Raw genomic sequence first — 17,334 nt, forward strand, 5'->3', positions numbered from 1 at the left:
TGTGTCGCGGCACGGCTCCGCGCAGGTAGCGTCAGCGAGGTGAGCGCCGCAACGCAGGATCACCGCGCGGCGGGGAGTGACCCCGTCGACTGGGAGTTGGCCGTCGCGACCGCCGAGCGCCTGGTGCGGCCCGGACCCGTGGTGCCCAGAGCGGAGGCCGACAGCGCGGTCTGGCGGCTGCGCGAGCAGGCCATCGACGCCGAGGTGCACGTCCGCGAGCTGACCGGCCTCGGTCGCGGCCTGCCGCTGCGGCCGGGCGAGGTGGTGGACCGGCCCGGCTGGGTGCGGGCGGCCGTCCAGGGCCTCTCCGCGCTCACCGACGGCGTCCTGCCGCGCCAGTCCGGCCTGTTCAGCGGTGTCCTCGCGGGTACCGCCGGTGTCCAGGCGGGCGTGGTCGTGGCGTTCCTGAGCGGGCGCGTGCTGGGCCAGTACGACCCGTTCACCGACGGCGGTCGGCTGCTGCTCGTCGCGCCCAACATCGTCGGCGCGCAACGCGCCCTCGACGTGCCCGGCGCGGACTTCGGCATGTGGGTGTGCCTGCACGAGGGCACGCACCGGCTCCAGTTCACGGCCGTGCCGTGGCTGGGCGAGCACTTCTCCGGCCTGGTGGCGACCCTGGTCGGCTCGATGGACGAGGGCGTCGCGCCGCGGTTGCGCGACCTGCCGCGCAAGCTGCGCGAGGCGGGCGGGTTCGTGGACCTGCTCCAGAGCCCGGCGCAGCGGGACGTCCTGGACCGGCTGATCGCCCTGTCCACGCTGCTCGAAGGCCACGCGGACCACGTGATGGACGCGGTGGGCCCGGACGTGGTGCCCTCGGTGTCGGTGATCCGCGAGCGGTTCACCGCGCGCCGCAAGGCGGGCGGGATGCTGGACCGCGTCCTGCGCACGCTGCTCGGCGTCGAGGCGAAGGTCCGCCAGTACGCGGAGGGCGCGGCGTTCACCCGGCACGTCGTCGGCCAGGTCGGCATGACGGGCTTCAACGCCGTGTGGACCGGCCCGGACACCCTCCCGACCCGCGCCGAGATCGCCGACCCGGCCGCCTGGCTGCGCCGCGTCGCACCGTGAGCGGTCCGCTGGCGGAGGTGCGGACCGCCGTCAAGCGGTACCTCGCCGAGCACCGGCCCGACGACGTCGCGGTCGCCGTGTCGGGCGGTGCGGACTCCCTCGCGCTGGCCGCCGCCGCGGCCCGGCTCGTGCCCGGCGCGCGGGCCGTCGTCGTCGACCACGGCCTCCAGGAGGGCTCGGCCGAGGTCGCCGAGCGGGCCGCGCGCACGTGCCGGGAACTCGGCCTCGCGGCGGAAGTCCGAAGGGTCGTCGTGTCCGGTCCCGGCGGTCCGGAGGCCGCTGCCCGGCGTGCCCGGTACGCGGCGCTGCGCCCGGACCGCGGCGTGGTGCTCCTCGGCCACACCCGCGACGACCAGGCGGAGACCGTCCTGCTCGGCCTGGGCCGCGGCTCGGGGCCGCGCAGCATCGCCGGTATGCGCCCGCACGACCCGCCGTGGGGCCGCCCGCTGCTGGCGGTGTCCCGCGCGACGACCGGTGCCGCCTGCGCCGAACTGGGCCTGCGGCCGTGGGCCGACCCGCACAACGCCGACCCGGCGTTCACCCGCGTCCGGCTGCGCACCGAGGTCCTGCCGCTGCTGGAGGACGTGCTCCAGCAGGGCGTGGCCGACGCCCTGGCCCGCACCGCCGCCCAGCTGCGCGAGGACGCCGACGCGCTGGACGAGCTGGCGGCCCGGTTCACGGGCGACCCGACGTCGGCCGCCGACCTGGCGGAGCTGCCGGCGGCGCTGCGGCGGCGTGTTCTTCGTCTCCACCTGCTCGCCGCGGGGGTGCCCGAGTTGTCCGACTCGCACCTGAGGCGCGTGGACGCGCTGGTCGGCGAATGGCACGGGCAGGGCGGCGTGTGGCTCCCCGGCGGCTTTGTGGCGCGCCGCGCACGTGGCAGGCTGGCGGTTGAACGGCCCGACGAACCACCGGTTGAACCAGTTCAGTCATGACAAAAAGGGGATCGTCCGTGTACGACGGCGACATCGCCTCCGTGCTCATCACCGAGCAGGAAATCAGCGACAAGGTCACCGAGCTGGCCAACAAGGTCGCGGCCGACTACCCGGCCGACGGCGGTTCCGACCTCGTCTTGATCACCGTGCTCAAGGGCGCGGTGATGTTCATGACCGACCTGGCACGCGCCCTCCCGGTGCCCGTGCAGCTGGAATTCATGGCGGTCAGCTCCTACGGCTCCTCCACCTCGTCGTCCGGCGTGGTGCGCATCATGAAGGACCTGGACCGCGACATCGTGGACCGGGACGTGATCATCGTCGAGGACATCATCGACTCCGGTCTGACGCTGTCCTGGCTGCTCAAGAACCTCGCGTCGCGCAAGCCGCGCTCGCTGGAGGTCTGCTCGCTGCTCCGCAAGCCGGACGCGGTGAAGGTCGAGGTGCCGGTGAAGTACGTCGGCTTCGAGATCCCCAACGAGTTCGTCGTGGGTTATGGCCTGGACTACGCCGAGCGCTACCGCGACCTGCCCTACATCGGCTCCCTGGACCCGAAGGTCTACTCGTCCTGACCCGACGGGGCCGGCCGGGTGGCGGTCGGTAGCGGCCTGAGTTGTAGGGGTGGCGCGTCCGGTCGGGCGGGGGCTGCCGGGTGGCGGTCAGCGGCCTGTGGCGTGCGGGCGGGGCCGACCGGGCGGGCTGCCGGGTGGCGGTCGGTAGTGGCCGGCGTCGTGCGGGCGCGGCCGACCAGGCGGGGCCGCCGCGTGGCGGTCCGGCGTCATGCGAGCGGGTGGGGTCGGTCGGTGGCAGTCCGTAGTGGCCTGCGTCACGCCGGCGGGGCGCGTCCCACCGGGCGGGTTCGACCCGCTCGGGCGACGCGGCCACCCGCCGGCCACCGCCGGCGACCCGTTTGACCTGCGTCGCGTGTTCGCGCTCACCACCGGGAACACTTGACGCCCCTCGTCCGTTGCTCCGACGAGACGTGACAGCCCCGCACGCGGAGCGCTCCGCCCGCGTCCAGGGCGGTAGGCTGGTCGGACGGGTCGTGCCCGTCCGCGCCCGTCACCAAGTCAGGGAGGGTCGAGGCCGCCCGCCGGCCGTAAGTGAATGGACCGCAAGCGCCTGCTTCGCAACCCGCTGCTGTGGATCGTGGCGGTGTTGCTGCTCTACTACGCCTTTACCGTGCTCTTTGACGACGCACGGGGTTACACCCCGGTCAAGACGTCCCAGGCACTCCAGCAAGTGCGGGACGGCAAGGTCAAAGAGGCGACGATCGAGGACAAGGAGCAGCGCCTCAAACTGACCCTCAACGACGGGGTGACCTTCGAAGGTCACAACCGGTTGATCACGCAGTTCCCGGCGAGCTCCACCGACGAGGTCTTCACCATCCTCGACCAGGCGAACAACAAGCCGACCGTCGAGACCAAGGTCAGCCAGGACTCGTTCCTGATGCAGATGCTGCTGTACCTGGTCCCGCTCGGCCTGCTGTTGCTGCTGCTGATGTGGATGATGAACAACGCCCAGGGCGGTGGCAACCGCGTCCTCAACTTCGGCAAGTCCAAGGCCAAGCAGTTGTCCAAGGACATGCCCAAGACGACCTTCGCGGACGTCGCGGGCGCCGAGGAGGCCGTCGAGGAACTCCAGGAGATCAAGGACTTCCTCCAGAACCCCGGCCGCTACCAGGCGCTGGGCGCGAAGATCCCGAAGGGCGTCCTGCTCTACGGCCCGCCCGGCACCGGCAAGACCCTGCTCGCCAGGGCCGTCGCCGGCGAGGCCGGCGTGCCGTTCTACTCGATCTCCGGCTCGGACTTCGTGGAGATGTTCGTCGGCGTCGGCGCCTCGCGCGTCCGCGACCTGTTCGAGCAGGCCAAGCAGAACGCGCCGTGCATCATCTTCGTGGACGAGATCGACGCGGTCGGCCGCCACCGCGGCGCGGGCCTCGGCGGTGGCCACGACGAGCGCGAGCAGACGCTCAACCAGCTCCTCGTGGAGATGGACGGGTTCGACTCGCGTGGCGGGATCATCCTGATCGCGGCGACGAACCGCCCGGACATCCTGGACCCGGCGCTGCTGCGCCCCGGCCGGTTCGACCGGCAGATCCCGGTGTCCGCGCCCGACCTCAAGGGCCGCAAGCAGATCCTCCGCGTCCACGCCAAGGGCAAGCCGTTGGCCCCGGACACGGACCTGGACGGCCTGGCCAAGCGCACCGTCGGGTTCTCCGGCGCGGACCTCGCGAACGTCATCAACGAGGCCGCCCTGCTCACCGCGCGCCAGAACGGCACGGTCATCACGACCGCCGCGCTGGAGGAGTCGGTGGACCGCGTGATCGGCGGTCCGGCCCGCAAGAGCCGGATCATCTCCGAGAAGGAGAAGAAGATCACCGCGTACCACGAGGCCGGGCACGCCCTGGCCGCGTGGGCGATGCCGGACATCGACCCGGTCTACAAGGTCACCATCCTCGCCCGCGGGCGGACCGGCGGTCACACGCTGTCCGTGCCCGAGGAGGACAAGGACCTGATGACCCGGTCGGAGATGATCGCCCGGCTGGTGTTCGCGCTCGGCGGCCGGTCCGCCGAGGAGCTGGTGTTCCACGAGCCCACCACGGGCGCGTCCAACGACATCGAGCAGGCGACCAAGATCGCCCGCGCGATGGTCACCGAGTACGGCATGTCCGCCCGCCTCGGCGCCGTCAAGTACGGCCAGGAGCAGGGCGAGCCGTTCCTCGGGCGCACGGCCGGCCGCCAGGCCGACTACTCGCTGGAGGTCGCGCACGAGATCGACGAGGAGGTGCGTGAACTCATCGAGGCCGCGCACACCGAGGCGTACGAGGTGCTCAACACCTACCGCGACGTGCTGGACGCGTTGACGCTGGAGCTGATCGAGAAGGAGACCCTGCACCAGAAGGACCTGGAGCGGGTGTTCGCCTCCGTCGAGAAGCGGCCGCGGATCACGAAGTTCAACGACTTCGGCAACCGCACGCCGTCGGACAAGCCCCCGGTGAAGACGCCCGCGGAACTCGCCAAGGAACGCGGCGAGCCGTGGCCGCCCGCCATCGAGGACACCATCGACCAGGAGCTGCCGCCCGCGCAGGACCCGGTGCCGACGCCGCCCGCGGTGCCCGCGCCGAACGGCAACGGCCAGTCCTACCAGCCGCAGCACCCGTCCTCCGGCCCGCCGAACTACGGCGCGCCGCCCGGGTGGACCCCGGCGACCGTCCCCGGTGGCGGCCAGCCGGCCCAGCCGTGGCAGCCGGAGCCCACGGAGGCGGACAAGCGGTCGATCGACGCGGATCCGGACAACCGCCAGTGACCGAGACACACCAGGCCGGCCTTCCCGCCAACGGGGAGGCCGGCCCCACGAGGCGGGCGTTCGACCAGAAGCGGGCCGAGGCGGCGGTGCGCGAGCTGCTGCTCGCGTGCGGCGAGGACCCCGAGCGCGAAGGTCTCCAGGACACGCCGGCGCGGGTCGCGCGGGCGTACCGGGAGCTGTTCGCGGGCCTGTACACCGACCCGGACTCGGTGCTGGCGAAGACCTTCGACGAGAGCCACGAGGAACTCGTCCTGGTCACCGACATCCCGATGTTCTCGTTCTGCGAGCACCACCTGCTGCCGTTCCACGGTGTCGCCCACGTGGGTTACATCCCGAACGAGCAGGGGCGCGTCACCGGCCTGTCCAAGCTGGCCCGGCTGGTCGACCTGTACGCGAAGCGGCCCCAGGTGCAGGAGCGGCTGACGTCGCAGATCGCCGACGCGCTGGTGCGCAGGCTGGAGCCACGCGGCGTGATCGTCGTGGTCGAGGCCGAGCACCTGTGCATGGGTATGCGCGGCGTGCGCAAGCCCGGTTCGCGCACCACCACGTCGGCCGTGCGCGGGCTGCTGCGGTCCTCCGCGTCGACCAGGGCGGAGGCCATCGAACTCATCCGGGGACGCACGCGGTGAGCTTGCCGCGACCCGGGCACTGCGTCGTGATGGGCGTCCTGAACGTCACGCCCGACTCGTTCAGCGACGGCGGCCGGTACCTGGACCAGGCCGACGCGGTGGCGCACGGCGTCGCCATGGCCCGGCGCGGCGCGGACGTGATCGACGTCGGCGGCGAGTCCACCCGGCCGGGCGCGGAACGCGTCGCGCCCGCCGTGGAGGCGGCGCGGGTCGCTCCGGTGATCCGCGAGCTGGTCGCGGCCGGCGTGGTGGTATCGGTGGACACCATGCGCGCCGAGGTGGCGGCGGCGGCGCTGGAGGCGGGCGCGTCGATCGTCAACGACGTGTCCGGCGGGCTCGCCGACGCCGGGATGGCGGCGGTCGTGGCGTCCGCCCGCGTCCCGTACGTGGTGATGCACTGGCGCGGGCACAGCCGGGAGATGGACCGGCTCGCCGTGTACGACGACGTCGTGCGCGACGTTCGGGACGAGTTGTGCGCCCGGGTCGACGTCGCCCTGGCCGCGGGTGTCGCGGCCGACGACATCGTGCTGGACCCCGGGCTGGGGTTCGCGAAGCGCGCCGAGCACAACTGGCAGTTGCTGAACCGCCTGGACGAGCTGCTGGCACTGGGTTTCCCGGTGCTGATCGGCGCGTCGCGCAAGCGCTTCCTCGGCACGCTGCTCGGCAACCGCCCGCCGGACGGCCGCGAGGACGCCACGGCCGCCGTGTCGGCGCTCGCGGCGTTCCGCGGCGCGTGGGGCGTGCGGGTGCACGATGTGGACAAGTCGCTGGACGCGGTGGCCGTGGCGCGGGCGTGGAGGGCAGGACGTGACTGACCGGATCTCGTTGCGGGGGCTGCGGGTGCGCGGGCACCACGGCGTGTTCGAGCACGAGAAGCGCGACGGCCAGGACTTCCTGGTCGACGTCACCGCGTGGCTGGACCTGTCCCGCGCGGCGGCCACCGACGACCTGCGCGAGACGCTGCACTACGGCGAGCTGGCGCAGCGGGCCGCCGCGATCGTGGCGGGCGGGCCGTACGACCTGATCGAGACCGTCGCGGCCAAGATCGCCGACGAGGTGATGGCCGACCTGCGGGTCCGGGCCACCGAGGTGACCGTGCACAAGCCGTCCGCGCCGATCCCGCTGGAGTTCGCCGACGTGTCGGTGACCGTGCGGCGGGAGCGCGGGTGAGCCGCGCCGTCCTGTCCATCGGCTCGAACATGGGCGACCGGTTCGGGTACCTCCGGGCGGCCGTCGAGGGCTTCCGGGCCGAGCTGGTGGCCGTGTCGCCGGTGTACGAGACCGCGCCGTGGGGTGTCACCGACCAGGACGACTTCCTCAACGCCGTGCTGGTCGTGTCCGGCGACCTCGGGCCGTGGGACTGGCTGCGGCGCGGGCAGGCGTTGGAGAACGCCTCCGGTCGCGTGCGGACGCTGCGGTGGGGACCGCGCACGCTCGACGTGGACGTGGTGACCGTGGACGGCGTGACGTCCGACGACCCGGAGCTGCTGCTGCCGCACCCCGGCGCGTTCGAGCGGGCGACCGTGCTGGTGCCGTGGCTCGACGTCGCGCCGGACGCCGAGCTGCCGGGGCACGGGCGGGTCGCCGACCTGGTCGCCGGCCTCGACGTGAGCGGCGTGCGGCGGCGGGACGACCTCGTGCTGCGCTGATCGGCGGGCCGGGTTAGCGTCGGCCACGGGAGGTCGGCGATGAGCAACGCGGTCACGTACGACGCCGCGCGTCGGCGGATCATCGGCCTGGTCATCGCCGGCGACCCCGGTGCCGCCGTCGACGCGTGTCCGGGTTGGACCGTCAAGGACGTGGTCGCGCACCTGGCGGGCGGGCTCGGCGACTTCGCCAACCGGAACCTGGACGGCGTCGACACCGGCGAGTGGGGCGAGCGCCAGGTCCGCGACCGGCGGTCCCGGACGCTGGGCGAGGTGTTCGCCGAGTGGGAGCGCAACTTCCAGGTCGCCGAGGGGTTGTTCGACTCGCCCGCGGGCGCCGTGCTGATCGCCGAGGTCGTGGAGCACGAGCACGACATCCGGACCGCGCTGGGCCGGCCGGGGGACCGGCGTGGCGTGTCCGTGCGCGCCGCGTTGACCAGGCCGTTGCAGGAGGTCGACCAGCGGCTGCGGGCGCGGCAACTGCCCGCGTTGCGGGTCGTGCTGGAGCACGGGGACCGCATCCTCGGCGAGGGCGAGCCGACGGCGACGCTGCGCACGTCGGCGTTCGAGCTGCTGCGGGTCGTGGGCGGGCGGCGCAGCGAGAGCCAGATCCGGTCGCTCGACTGGGACGCCGACCCGACCCGGTGGCTCGCCGCGCTCCAGCTGTTCGGCACCAGGGATACCGCGCTGGTCGAATGACACCATGGGAGCCGTGAGGTTCACCAAGTCCCGTGACCTGCTCGCCGCCGCCCTCGTCGCGGGTCTGCTCGCGCACCTGCTGCTCCGGCTCGCCTACGACACGCTGCCGCCGCTGCCCACGTTCGCCGGGTTCACCCTCCTCGTGATCGCCGCGGTCGACCTGGTGCTGGCGTTCTCGCTGCGGGCACGCATCCAGCGCCGGCCCGGTGCCGCGCCTGTCCAACCGTTGACCGCGGCGCGGGCCGTAGCGCTCGCGAAGGCTTCGTCGGTGCTCGGCGCGATCATGGCGGGCGCGTGGGGCGGCGTGCTGATCTACGTGCTCCCGGTGCGCGCCGAAGTGGACGCCGCGCGGCACGACCTGGTCAGCGCGGTCATCGGGGTGTGCTGCGCGGCGGTCCTGGTCGGTGCCGGGCTGTGGCTGGAGCACTGCTGCCGCACCCCGGACGAGCCCCACCGGGAGGCGTGAGGACCGCCCGGCCGGGGGCCGAATACCGACGTCTTGGTCTCAATCGGATAACTGCCGGGTACGGTAGGGCCCATGACCGCGCGAGGCGCGTCGCAGGACGACGAGCAGCAAGATCACGGTCGTGCCACTGGGCGACTGCTGTTGGTGGCCGCACTGGCGCTGGCCCTCGGGGCCGCCGCCGTGCTGGTCCTGAGCGACAGCGCGCGGTGGCTCCGGCTCGCCGTGGTCGCCGCGCTGTGGGCCGCGCTGGTGGGCGCTTTCCTCGCGGCCCGCTACCGCCGCCAGGTCGCGGACCGCGCCGACGAGGTGGCCGACCTCCAGTCCGTGTACGAGCTGGAGCTGGAGCGCGAGGTCGCCGCGCGGCGCGAGTACGAGCTGGAGGTCGAGGCCGAGACGCGCAAGCGGGTGCGCGAGGAGGCCAAGGACGACCTGGAGGCGTTGCGCGGCGAGCTGCGTGCCCTGCGGGAGAACCTGGAGGCCCTGCTCGGCGGCGAGGTGCTGGTGGAGCGCGTCGCGTTGCGTGCCGAGTCGACCCGGATGCGCGCCCTGTCCGACCAGTCCCGGCTGATGGCGGTGAGCGACCAGCGGATCATCACCGCCGCGCCCGCCAAGGCGGTGGGGAAGAAGGGCGCGGAGAGGGTTCCCGTTCCCGAGAAGGTTTCTGAGAAGGCGGCCGAGAAGGCCGCCGCTCCCGGGAAGGCGGCGAAGTCGGCCGACCGGGAGAAGGCGGCGGACCGGACAGAGCTGATCGAGCGGGTGCCGCACGACACGTCCCGGAAGGACCAGGCCCGCCGGCCCGAGCCCGTGCGCCCCGACCAGTCCCGGCGGGAGGGTCCCCAGCCCAACCGGCGGGAGGCGGGTCGCGGTGGGCAGCGCCCGGCGACCGTGCGTGCGGCGGAAGGCGCGGTGCGCGTGCCCGATCCGACGGAACGGGTGAACCGGGCCGACCTCGTCGGCCGGCCGGTGTCGCGAGTGGAGCCGCCGAAGGAGCCGCCGCGTGGACCGTCGCGTGGTGGACAGTCGCCGGCCGGACAGCCGCAAGCGCAGCCGCAAGGACAGCCCCAGGGGCAGTCGAAGGCGGAGCAGACGCGGATGGCCCCGGTGCGTGGTGACGTGTCGCGGGTGGACGCGGGCAGGGCGGCCGGGCAGGACTTCTTCGCCCCGGCCCGTGGCCAGTCCGCGGCCGAGCCCGCGCCGCAGCGGCGCAGCCGGGTCGCCGAGCGGACCGAGATGATCAGTCGTGACGCGTTGGCCGAACCCGTCCGGCGTGCGGCGCCGCCGAAGGCGGAGCCCGCCACCACGCGTCGTGCCGCCGAGCAAAGCGGCTACTCGGAATCGGTTCAGGTGCGGCACGCCGAGCCGGCCGAGCCCGCGCGTGGCGAGCCGGCCGCCGAGGCGGGCGGGCACCGGGCGGACGGCGGTGGGCGGCGGCGGGCCGAGGACCGGCCCGCGCGGCGCGAGGCGCCCGAACCCGAAGGCGCGCACGCGGACGGCAAGTCGGTCAGCGAGTTGCTGGCCGCGTTCGGCGGGGGCGAGTCGCCCCGTCGGCGTCGGCGGCGCGGTGAGGACTGATCACTTGTCGATGTCCCCGACGACGACGGCGAACGAGCCGAGCACGGCGGGCAGGTCGTCGACGCCGGTGCCGGGCAGCAACGCCGACAACGCCTGGACGTTGTTGAACGACGGCGTCCGCAGCTTGAGCCGCCACGGGGTCTTCTCGCCACGTGACGCCAGGTGCACGCCGGACGTGCCCAACGGCGCTTCGACTCGCGTGTAGACGGACCCCTCGGGCGCCTTGATGGCCTTCGGCAGCCGGACGTTCACGGGACCGGCGGGCAGCACGTCGAGGCACCGCTCCACCAGCCGCACGGACTGGCGCACCTCGTCCACCATGCACCGGACGCGTGCCTCCGCGTCCCCCTCGGTCCGCACGACGGGCGTCACGCCGAGGTCGCGGTAACCGGGCAGCGGGTCGTCGCGGCGCAGGTCGAGGTCCACGCCGGACGCCCGCCCGATGGGACCGGTCACGCCGTGCGCGAGCGCGGCGTCCGCGGTCAGCACGCCGAGACCGGCCAGGCCGGTCGGCGCCTCGCCCGGGTCGACCTCGGCCAGCGCCGCGCGGACCCGGCCCGTCCACCCGGCGGGCACGTCCTCGCGCAGCCCGCCGACCCGGTTGAACATGAAGTGGACGCGCCCGCCGGACGCCTCCTCCAGCACGGTCTGCACGGCCTCCCGGCCCCGCGCCGCGGTCAGCGGGGCCAGGAACACCAGGTGCGCCACGACGCGGTTCAGCTCGCACAGCAACGCCCGCAGCACCTGGGCGCGCGCGGGCACGTCCATGCCGGTCATCCGCTCCACGGCGAGCGCGACCGCGAGTTCGTTGCAGAACGCGGCCAGCCAGTCGTGCCGGTTCGCCAGGGTCAGCACCTGCCGGTAGTCGCGGACCTCGAACAGCTTCTCCGCGCCCCGGTGCAGGTGCCCCACCAGGGGTTCGGCGGCGGTGATGACCGCGTCGTCGCGGACGGTCAGGCGCAGCCGGTACGCGCCGTGCGCCGAGGGGTGCAGGGGGCCGAGGTCGACCACCCGGTCCACGCCCAGGTGACGCGCGCCGGCACCGACGCCAACGGTGATCTCCACCCGGTCATGCTCGCACGTCGGTCGGCGTGCGGGTCGTGCGCGCGCGTCAGCCGGCGTGCGGGTCGTGCGTGCGCGTCAGCCGGCGGTCGGGTCGTGCGTGCGCGTCAGCCGGCGGTCACCGTGAACAGGAAGCACCCGTGCGACACGCTGCGCACCTGGACCTCCGCCACTGCGGGCGCGGCGAGCAACGCCTCGATCCGGTCGGTCAACACCGCGGGCTCGGCGACCTCGCCGCGGTGGATGCGCCCGTCCGCGTCGTACGCGCGCAGCAGGCGGTGGTTGTGCCGGAACGCCTCGGGCACGGCGTCGACCTCGGTGGGCCCCTCGCACGGCAGCATGTGCACGAACACCGGACCCAGTTCCTCGTACGGCCCGCGCCCGGCGGCGGGCGAGTAGCGGAACAACACGACCGGCTCGCCGGGACCGGCCTTGCGCAGGCAGCACCGCAGCGGCGCGCCCACCTCCTCGCCCCGCAGCTCGTGGTAGTCGTCCGTGCCCGCCCGCCGCCGGGCCCGCTCCACCACGTCGGTGGGCAGCGCGTGAATCCTCATGCCGCCAAGCCTCGCGGCGTGGAAACCCGGCGGCCGGCGGTCTTCGGACATCGCCTCACGGCCGCCACGGCGGCAGCGGCGGCAGGAGGTCGGCCGTGCGGACGCCCACGCCGTGCAGCAGCCAGCCGAACGAGCCGAGCCCGCCCGGGGCGCGCAGTTCGGCCACGCGTGACGCGCGGCTCGCCGACTCCAGCCACGCGAGACCGGACCCGGTGGGTGCGGTGGAGAGGCCAAGAGCGGCGAGGGCGTCGCGTTGGGACACCAGCACGTGGTCGCCACCGGCCGCCGCGGCGCACGCGTCGAGAGCCACGTGCGCGGTCAGGTCGCACGTGCCGTCGAACACGGGCTCCACGCGCCGCCCAGCGCGGTACGCGGCGAACGTCCCGTCCCGGTAGCGCCCGGCGGCGCGGTCGGCTCGCAGGTGCCCGTAGTCCACGGCGAGCGCCGCACCACGCACGCGGGACACGACGTCCGCCCACGCCCGGTCGCGCGGCGTGCCGATCTCGGCCCGCCACCCCGGCGCGAGCGGCCACCAGCGCGTGAGCCACGGGTCGTCGTGCGGACCGACCACGAGCGGGCACGGGACGGCGTCCAACCACTCGTGGCCGACGAGCAGACCGGTCACGGCGGACGGGGCCTCGCGGGTCCACGTGACACCGGGGTGGTGGCGCACCGGTCCCAGGTCGACCGCCGTGACGTGCAACCGGTCGGCGCACGCGCGTGGCGCGAGTTCCCGGACGGCCGCGGCGAGTTCACCACCACCCGCGCCCATGTCGACGAAGTCCAGCCGGCTCGGCCTGCCCAGGTGGAAGTCCACCCGATCGAGCAACACCAGAAGGGCTTCGGCCAGCTCAGGGCCGATCAGCGGTGCCGTGCGGAAGTGGTCGGCGGGCACCGCGCCGCCGCTGAAGAAGCCGTTCGGCCCGTACAGCGCCGACCGCCACGCCGATTCCGAATCCCGCACTGGTCAAGTGTCCCTTTAAGGTTGCCCACTGTGACGTCACCCGCCCGCAAGCGCGCGAACCAGCGCCGCTGGACCGTTCTCCTGCCGGTCGTCGGCCTGATCGCGCTGGGCGTGTGCGGGCTGGTGCTGCTCGCGCTGGGCACCAGCCGGATCGGCGTCGGCCCGATCCTGGTGGGCGCGGTCGCGGCGCTGGTGCCGGTCGTCGCGGTGCTCGGCGCCTTCCTCTGGGTGGACCGGTGGGAACCGGAACCCGCGAAGATCCTGCTCCTGGCGTTCGCCTGGGGCGCGTGCGGCGCGACGATCACGTCGCTGGTGTTCAACCAGACCGCGCACGTGCTCGGCGAGCTGATCAACAACGGCGACGGCTCGACGTTCGCGGCGGTGGTCGGCGCGCCGATCGTGGAGGAGGCGACCAAGGCCGCGTTCGTGCTGGCCCTGTTCCTGCGCCGCCGCGAGGAGTTCGACGGCGTCGTGGACGGCATGGTCTACGCGGGCGTGACGGCCGCCGGCTTCGCGTTCACCGAGAACATCTACTACTTCGCGCGCGTGTTCGTGGACAGCGGTTTCGGCGACCTGAGCAGCGGAGTCGTGGCGTTGTTCATCCTGCGCGGCGTGCTGTCGCCGTTCGCGCACCCGCTGTTCACCTCGATGACCGGCATCGGCGTGGGCGTGGCGGCGCTGACCGGCAACAAGCGGCTGCGGGTGGTCGCGCCGCTGCTGGGTTACCTGGGCGCGGTCGGGCTGCACTCGCTGTGGAACTTCTCCACCACCGTGGGCACCGGCTCGACGTTCATCAACCTGTACTTCCTGATCATGGTGCCGGTGTTCGCGGGCATGGTGTGGCTGGTGGTCTGGCAGCGCCGCCGCGAGCAGCGGATCGTCGCGGAGCAGCTCCCCGAGATGGCCTCGCGGCGGTGGATCGCCTCCAGCGAGGTGACGCTGCTGGCGTCGTTGCAGGGCAGGCGGCGGTGGCGGCGCGCGGTCCGGCGGAAGGTCGGCGACCAGGCGGCGCGTGCCGTCGCCGGGTACCAGGTGGCGGCCACCGAACTCGCGTTCCTGCGGCACCGGATGGCGCTCGGCACGGCGGGCAGCCGGGCCGACGAACGTCACGCCGAGCTGCTGGATTCGCTGGTCACCGCACGTCAGGCGGCTGTCGACGCACCGGGTGCGCTCAAGGCCGCGGGTGGTGTTCGTCGCAGTTGAGTTCGGTCCGGCGGACGCGGGATTACGCTCGCGGCCGTCGTCCGGTACCCGCAACGGGACTGGAACGCCATTGAAGGAGTACGTCGCATGGACGCGACCCCCCGCCCCGCGCGGCTGGCCGTCGGGGTGATCTCGGCGGGCCGGGTGGGCTCGGTGCTGGGCGCCGCCCTGACCAGGGCCGGCCACGTCGTCAGCGCGGTGGCCGCCGTGTCGCGCGATTCGCTGCGCCGGGCCGAAGAGCTGCTGCCGGGCGTGCCGGTCGCACCGCCGCCGGACGTCGCCGCGTCGGCCGACCTCGTGCTGCTGGCCGTGCCCGACGACGAGCTGCCCGGACTCGTCCGCGGCCTGGTCGCCACCGGCTCGCTGCGTGCCGGGCAGATCGTGGTGCACACCAGCGGGGCGCAGGGCGTCGGGGTGCTGGCACCGGCGGCCGAAGCGGGTGCCTTGTGCGTGGCGCTGCACCCGGTGATGACGTTCACCGGTCGCCCCGAGGACGTCGAGCGGATGACCGCGTGCTCGGTCGGCATCACCGCCGCGGACGGCGACGACGCCGCGTGGCACGTCGGCGAAGCACTGGTCGTGGAGATGTCCGCCGAACCCGTGCGCGTGCCCGAAGCCGCCCGCCCGCTCTACCACGCGGCCCTGGCCCACGGCGCCAACCACCTGATGACGCTGGTCGCCGACTGCGCCGACCTGCTCCGCGCGGCGGGCGTCGCCAACGCCGAGCGGGTGCTCGGCCCGCTGCTGTCCGCGGCGCTGGACAACGTGCTGCGGCACGGCGACCGCGCCCTCACCGGGCCCGTCGCGCGTGGCGACCGCGGCACCGTCGCGAAGCACCTGCGCGTACTGGCGTCCGAAGCGCCTGACACGCTGGCCCCGTACCGAGTTCTCGCGCGCCGCACCGTCGACCGCGCGCAGGCCGCCGGGCTGCTCAAGCCCGAACCGGCCGACGACGTCCGCACCACCCTTGAGGACCGATGACCAAGCCGCTGAGCAAAGACGACTACGCGCCCGACGACGTCACGGTGCACCGCGACCCGGAGCGGCTGCGGCGGGTGGTGCGCGCCCTGCGTGCCGCCGGGCGCAACATCGCGCTCGTGCCCACCATGGGCGCGCTGCACGAGGGCCACCGCAAGCTGATCCGCGAAGCGCGGGTCATGCAGAACACGGTGGTCGTGGTGTCGATCTTCGTGAACCCGGCGCAGTTCGGACCGGGCGAGGACTACGCGAAGTACCCGCGCACGTTGGAGTCCGATGTCGACATCTGCCGCGAGGAGCGCGTGGGCCTGGTCTTCGCGCCGTCGGCCGAGGACATGTACCTGCCGGGCGCGTCGATCACCCTGTCGGCGGGTCCGCTGGGCGACGAACTCGAAGGCGCGTCCCGCCCGGGTCACTTCGCGGGTGTGCTGACCGTGGTGTCGAAGCTGTTCAACATCGTGCAGCCGACGTACGCGGTGTTCGGCGAGAAGGACTACCAGCAGCTCACGCTGATCCACCGGATGGCGAGGGACCTGGACTTCCCGGTCGCGGTGGTGGGCGTGCCGACGGTGCGCGAGCACGACGGCCTGGCGCTGTCCTCCCGCAACCGGTACCTGTCGGAGGAGGAGAGGTCGGCGGCGGTGGCGTTGTCCGCGGCGCTGGTGGCCGGGGCGCACGTGAGCGGTCAGGGCGCCGCCGCGGTGCTGGAGACGGCCGCGGGCGTGCTCGCCGCCGAACCCGGCGTCGTGGTGGACTACCTGGAGCTGCGCGCGCCCGACCTGGGGCCGGCGCCGGAGAACGGGGACGCGCGACTGCTCGTCGCGGCGAGGGTGGGGTCCACCCGACTGATCGACAACGTGCCCGTGCTGCTCGGCACGGGCGACGAGTGAGGGGAACCGCGATGTTCCGCACCATGCTCAAGTCGAAGATCCACCGCGCCACGGTGACCCAGGCCGACCTGCACTACGTGGGTTCGGTGACCGTGGACGAGGACCTCATGGAGGCCGCCGACCTGCTGGCGGGCGAGCAGGTCGCGATCGTGGACGTCACCAACGGGGCGCGCCTGGAGACCTACGTCATCCCCGGCGAGCGCGGCAGCGGCGTCATCGGGATCAACGGCGCGGCGGCGCACCTCGTGCGGCCGGGGGACCTGGTCATCCTGATCGCCTACGGCCAGATGGACGACGCCGAGGCCCGTGCCTACCGGCCGAAGGTCGTGTTCGTGGACGCGGACAACAAGGTGGTGGAGTTGGGGGTCGACCCGGCTCGTGCGCCTGAAGGGTCCGGGTTGGTCAGCGGGTCCTCGGTTGTGGTTGGGGGCGTTGGCTCTGAAGAGAGTGCCTCCGAGACTGAAGACGCGACCGCGTTGGACGCGTTGTTGCAAGCGGAGAGCTGAGCCCGGTCAGGGGAGAGGAAGCGCAGTGCTGCTTGCGATTGACGTCGGCAACACGAACATCGTGCTGGGCCTGTACGACGGCACGGGGGACAAGGCGGCCCTGGTCCGTGACTGGAGGATGCGCACCGACGCGCGGATGACGGCCGACGAACTCGCGTTGACCATGCGGGGCCTGCTCGGCGAGTACGCGGACAAGATCACCGGGATCGCGGCGCTGTCCACGGTGCCCGCGGTGCTGCGCGAGCTGCGGGTCATGGTCGGCCGGTACTACTCGGCGGTGCCGAAGGTGTTGGTGGAGCCGGGCGTGCGGACCGGGGTGCCGCTGCTCGTCGACAACCCCAAGGAGGTCGGCTCCGACCGGGTGATCAACACCCTGGCGGCGCACCACCTCTACAGCACCGCGTGCGTGGTGGTCGACTTCGGGACGTCCACCAACCTGGACGTCATCTCCGCCAAGGGCGAGTTCCTGGGTGGAGCGCTCGCGCCGGGGATCGAGATCTCCGTGGACGCGCTTGCGCTGCGGGCCGCGCAGTTGCGGAAGGTGGAGCTGGTCCGTCCCCGGTCGGTGATCGGGAAGAACACCGTGGAGTGCCTGCAATCCGGCATCGTGTACGGGTTCGTCGGGCAGGTGGACGGCCTGGTGCGCCGGATCGTGGCGGAGTTGCAGGCGGCGGAGCCCGGACCCGTCACGGTGATCGCCACCGGTGGGCTTGCCTCGTTGGTGGTGGCCGAGTCGGCGACGATCCAGGGGCACGTGCCGGATCTGACGTTGCTCGGGTTGAGGCTCGTGTTCGAGCGGAACATGCGGGTGTCGGGATAAAAGCGGACGCTCGCCGCTTGGCAGACCACCAAGGATGAC

19 protein-coding genes are annotated in these 17,334 nt (G+C 73.3%); 16 read left to right on the forward strand and 3 right to left on the reverse strand.

Translation table 11 applies throughout. The features are described 5' to 3' along the window. Positions 1-39 precede the first annotated feature (39 nt). From KZQ38_RS21815 to KZQ38_RS21865, 11 genes are all read left to right on the forward strand, one after another. Positions 40-1,065 carry an Rv3626c family coenzyme F420 biosynthesis-associated protein gene (locus KZQ38_RS21815; protein ID WP_219443974.1) on the forward strand — a complete coding sequence of 342 codons (1,026 nt, stop codon included), beginning with the start codon at positions 40-42 and terminating at the stop codon, positions 1,063-1,065. Beyond that, positions 1,062-2,000, forward strand: a complete 939-nt coding sequence (tilS, locus tag KZQ38_RS21820) for a tRNA lysidine(34) synthetase TilS (RefSeq protein WP_219443975.1) — start codon at positions 1,062-1,064, stop codon at positions 1,998-2,000. Before KZQ38_RS21815 ends, tilS begins: the two co-directional genes overlap by 4 nt. A gap of 17 nt (positions 2,001-2,017) precedes the next feature. Continuing rightward, a complete protein-coding gene (gene hpt, locus KZQ38_RS21825; RefSeq protein ID WP_219444028.1) occupies positions 2,018-2,569 on the forward strand; it encodes a hypoxanthine phosphoribosyltransferase in 552 nt (183 codons plus the stop codon). A gap of 535 nt (positions 2,570-3,104) precedes the next feature. Continuing rightward, entirely contained in the window at positions 3,105-5,306 is a 2,202-nt protein-coding gene (gene ftsH, locus KZQ38_RS21830) for an ATP-dependent zinc metalloprotease FtsH (protein WP_219443976.1), read from the forward strand. Further along, a complete protein-coding gene (gene folE / locus KZQ38_RS21835; RefSeq protein WP_219443977.1) occupies positions 5,303-5,935 on the forward strand; it encodes a GTP cyclohydrolase I FolE in 633 nt (210 codons plus the stop codon). Before ftsH ends, folE begins: the two co-directional genes overlap by 4 nt. A 29-nt stretch (positions 5,936-5,964) precedes the next feature. After that, the gene (folP, locus tag KZQ38_RS21840; protein ID WP_219444029.1) at positions 5,965-6,750 is read left to right on the forward strand and encodes a dihydropteroate synthase; all 786 of its coding nucleotides are present in this window, start codon (positions 5,965-5,967) and stop codon (positions 6,748-6,750) included. Further along, positions 6,743-7,105 carry a dihydroneopterin aldolase gene (gene folB, locus KZQ38_RS21845; protein ID WP_219443978.1) on the forward strand — a complete coding sequence of 121 codons (363 nt, stop codon included), beginning with the start codon at positions 6,743-6,745 and terminating at the stop codon, positions 7,103-7,105. The genes folP and folB overlap by 8 nt, the downstream gene beginning before the upstream one ends. Then, positions 7,102-7,584 (forward strand): 2-amino-4-hydroxy-6-hydroxymethyldihydropteridine diphosphokinase, encoded by a 483-nt coding sequence (gene folK / locus KZQ38_RS21850; RefSeq protein ID WP_219443979.1) that lies wholly within the window; start codon positions 7,102-7,104, stop codon positions 7,582-7,584. The genes folB and folK overlap by 4 nt, the downstream gene beginning before the upstream one ends. Positions 7,585-7,623: 39 nt before the next feature. Further along, entirely contained in the window at positions 7,624-8,280 is a 657-nt protein-coding gene (locus KZQ38_RS21855; protein ID WP_219443980.1) for a maleylpyruvate isomerase family mycothiol-dependent enzyme, read from the forward strand. Positions 8,281-8,284: 4 nt separating this feature from the next. Then, on the forward strand, positions 8,285-8,746 hold the full coding sequence (locus KZQ38_RS21860; RefSeq protein WP_257901836.1) for a DUF3180 domain-containing protein: 462 nt from the start codon (positions 8,285-8,287) through the stop codon (positions 8,744-8,746). Between the two features lie 72 nt (positions 8,747-8,818). After that, on the forward strand, positions 8,819-10,318 hold the full coding sequence (locus KZQ38_RS21865; protein ID WP_219443982.1) for a DUF6779 domain-containing protein: 1,500 nt from the start codon (positions 8,819-8,821) through the stop codon (positions 10,316-10,318). Here the strand turns inward: KZQ38_RS21865 and KZQ38_RS21870 are convergent, their stop codons facing one another. The 3 genes from KZQ38_RS21870 to KZQ38_RS21880 all read right to left on the reverse strand — a co-directional run bounded on the left by KZQ38_RS21870 (position 10,319) and on the right by KZQ38_RS21880 (position 12,898). Continuing rightward, complete coding sequence (locus KZQ38_RS21870) at positions 10,319-11,383, reverse strand: NADH-quinone oxidoreductase subunit D (protein WP_219443983.1); 1,065 nt, start codon at positions 11,381-11,383, stop codon at positions 10,319-10,321. It abuts the gene before it with no gap. Positions 11,384-11,487: 104 nt separating this feature from the next. Next, entirely contained in the window at positions 11,488-11,934 is a 447-nt protein-coding gene (locus KZQ38_RS21875; protein WP_219443984.1) for a DUF1203 domain-containing protein, read from the reverse strand. A 55-nt stretch (positions 11,935-11,989) separates the two neighbouring features. Then, positions 11,990-12,898 (reverse strand): SAM-dependent methyltransferase, encoded by a 909-nt coding sequence (locus KZQ38_RS21880; RefSeq protein ID WP_219443985.1) that lies wholly within the window; start codon positions 12,896-12,898, stop codon positions 11,990-11,992. 30 nt (positions 12,899-12,928) lie between these two features. Between KZQ38_RS21880 and KZQ38_RS21885 the strand changes: the two genes are divergently transcribed. From KZQ38_RS21885 to KZQ38_RS21905, 5 genes are all read left to right on the forward strand, one after another. Continuing rightward, the gene (locus tag KZQ38_RS21885) at positions 12,929-14,101 is read left to right on the forward strand and encodes a PrsW family intramembrane metalloprotease (RefSeq protein ID WP_308258521.1); all 1,173 of its coding nucleotides are present in this window, start codon (positions 12,929-12,931) and stop codon (positions 14,099-14,101) included. 87 nt (positions 14,102-14,188) lie between these two features. Continuing rightward, positions 14,189-15,082 (forward strand): Rossmann-like and DUF2520 domain-containing protein, encoded by an 894-nt coding sequence (locus KZQ38_RS21890; protein WP_219443986.1) that lies wholly within the window; start codon positions 14,189-14,191, stop codon positions 15,080-15,082. After that, a complete protein-coding gene (gene panC, locus KZQ38_RS21895; protein ID WP_219443987.1) occupies positions 15,079-15,969 on the forward strand; it encodes a pantoate--beta-alanine ligase in 891 nt (296 codons plus the stop codon). The genes KZQ38_RS21890 and panC overlap by 4 nt, the downstream gene beginning before the upstream one ends. A gap of 11 nt (positions 15,970-15,980) precedes the next feature. Further along, positions 15,981-16,475, forward strand: a complete 495-nt coding sequence (gene panD, locus KZQ38_RS21900; RefSeq protein ID WP_219443988.1) for an aspartate 1-decarboxylase — start codon at positions 15,981-15,983, stop codon at positions 16,473-16,475. A 25-nt stretch (positions 16,476-16,500) separates the two neighbouring features. Beyond that, positions 16,501-17,295: a type III pantothenate kinase gene (locus tag KZQ38_RS21905; protein ID WP_219443989.1), complete on the forward strand. Its 795-nt coding sequence runs from the start codon at positions 16,501-16,503 to the stop codon at positions 17,293-17,295. Positions 17,296-17,334: the final 39 nt, after the last annotated feature.

Origin of the sequence: Saccharothrix obliqua (assembly GCF_019375475.1) — a bacterium.
Lineage (GTDB): Bacteria > Actinomycetota > Actinomycetes > Mycobacteriales > Pseudonocardiaceae > Actinosynnema > Actinosynnema obliqua.

Excerpts from the sequence above, each read along its gene's own strand:
- ftsH (WP_219443976.1), top strand. The coding sequence starts at position 3,105 with ATGGACCGCAAGCGCCTGCTTCGCAACCCGCTGCTGTGGATCGTGGCG.
- folP (WP_219444029.1), top strand. The coding sequence starts at position 5,965 with ATGGGCGTCCTGAACGTCACGCCCGACTCGTTCAGCGACGGCGGCCGG.
- KZQ38_RS21855 (WP_219443980.1), top strand. The coding sequence starts at position 7,624 with ATGAGCAACGCGGTCACGTACGACGCCGCGCGTCGGCGGATCATCGGC.
- KZQ38_RS21860 (WP_257901836.1), top strand. The coding sequence starts at position 8,285 with ATGGGAGCCGTGAGGTTCACCAAGTCCCGTGACCTGCTCGCCGCCGCC.
- KZQ38_RS21865 (WP_219443982.1), top strand. The coding sequence starts at position 8,819 with ATGACCGCGCGAGGCGCGTCGCAGGACGACGAGCAGCAAGATCACGGT.
- KZQ38_RS21875 (WP_219443984.1), bottom strand. The coding sequence starts at position 11,934 with ATGAGGATTCACGCGCTGCCCACCGACGTGGTGGAGCGGGCCCGGCGG.
- KZQ38_RS21890 (WP_219443986.1), top strand. The coding sequence starts at position 14,189 with ATGGACGCGACCCCCCGCCCCGCGCGGCTGGCCGTCGGGGTGATCTCG.
- panC (WP_219443987.1), top strand. The coding sequence starts at position 15,079 with ATGACCAAGCCGCTGAGCAAAGACGACTACGCGCCCGACGACGTCACG.
- panD (WP_219443988.1), top strand. The coding sequence starts at position 15,981 with ATGTTCCGCACCATGCTCAAGTCGAAGATCCACCGCGCCACGGTGACC.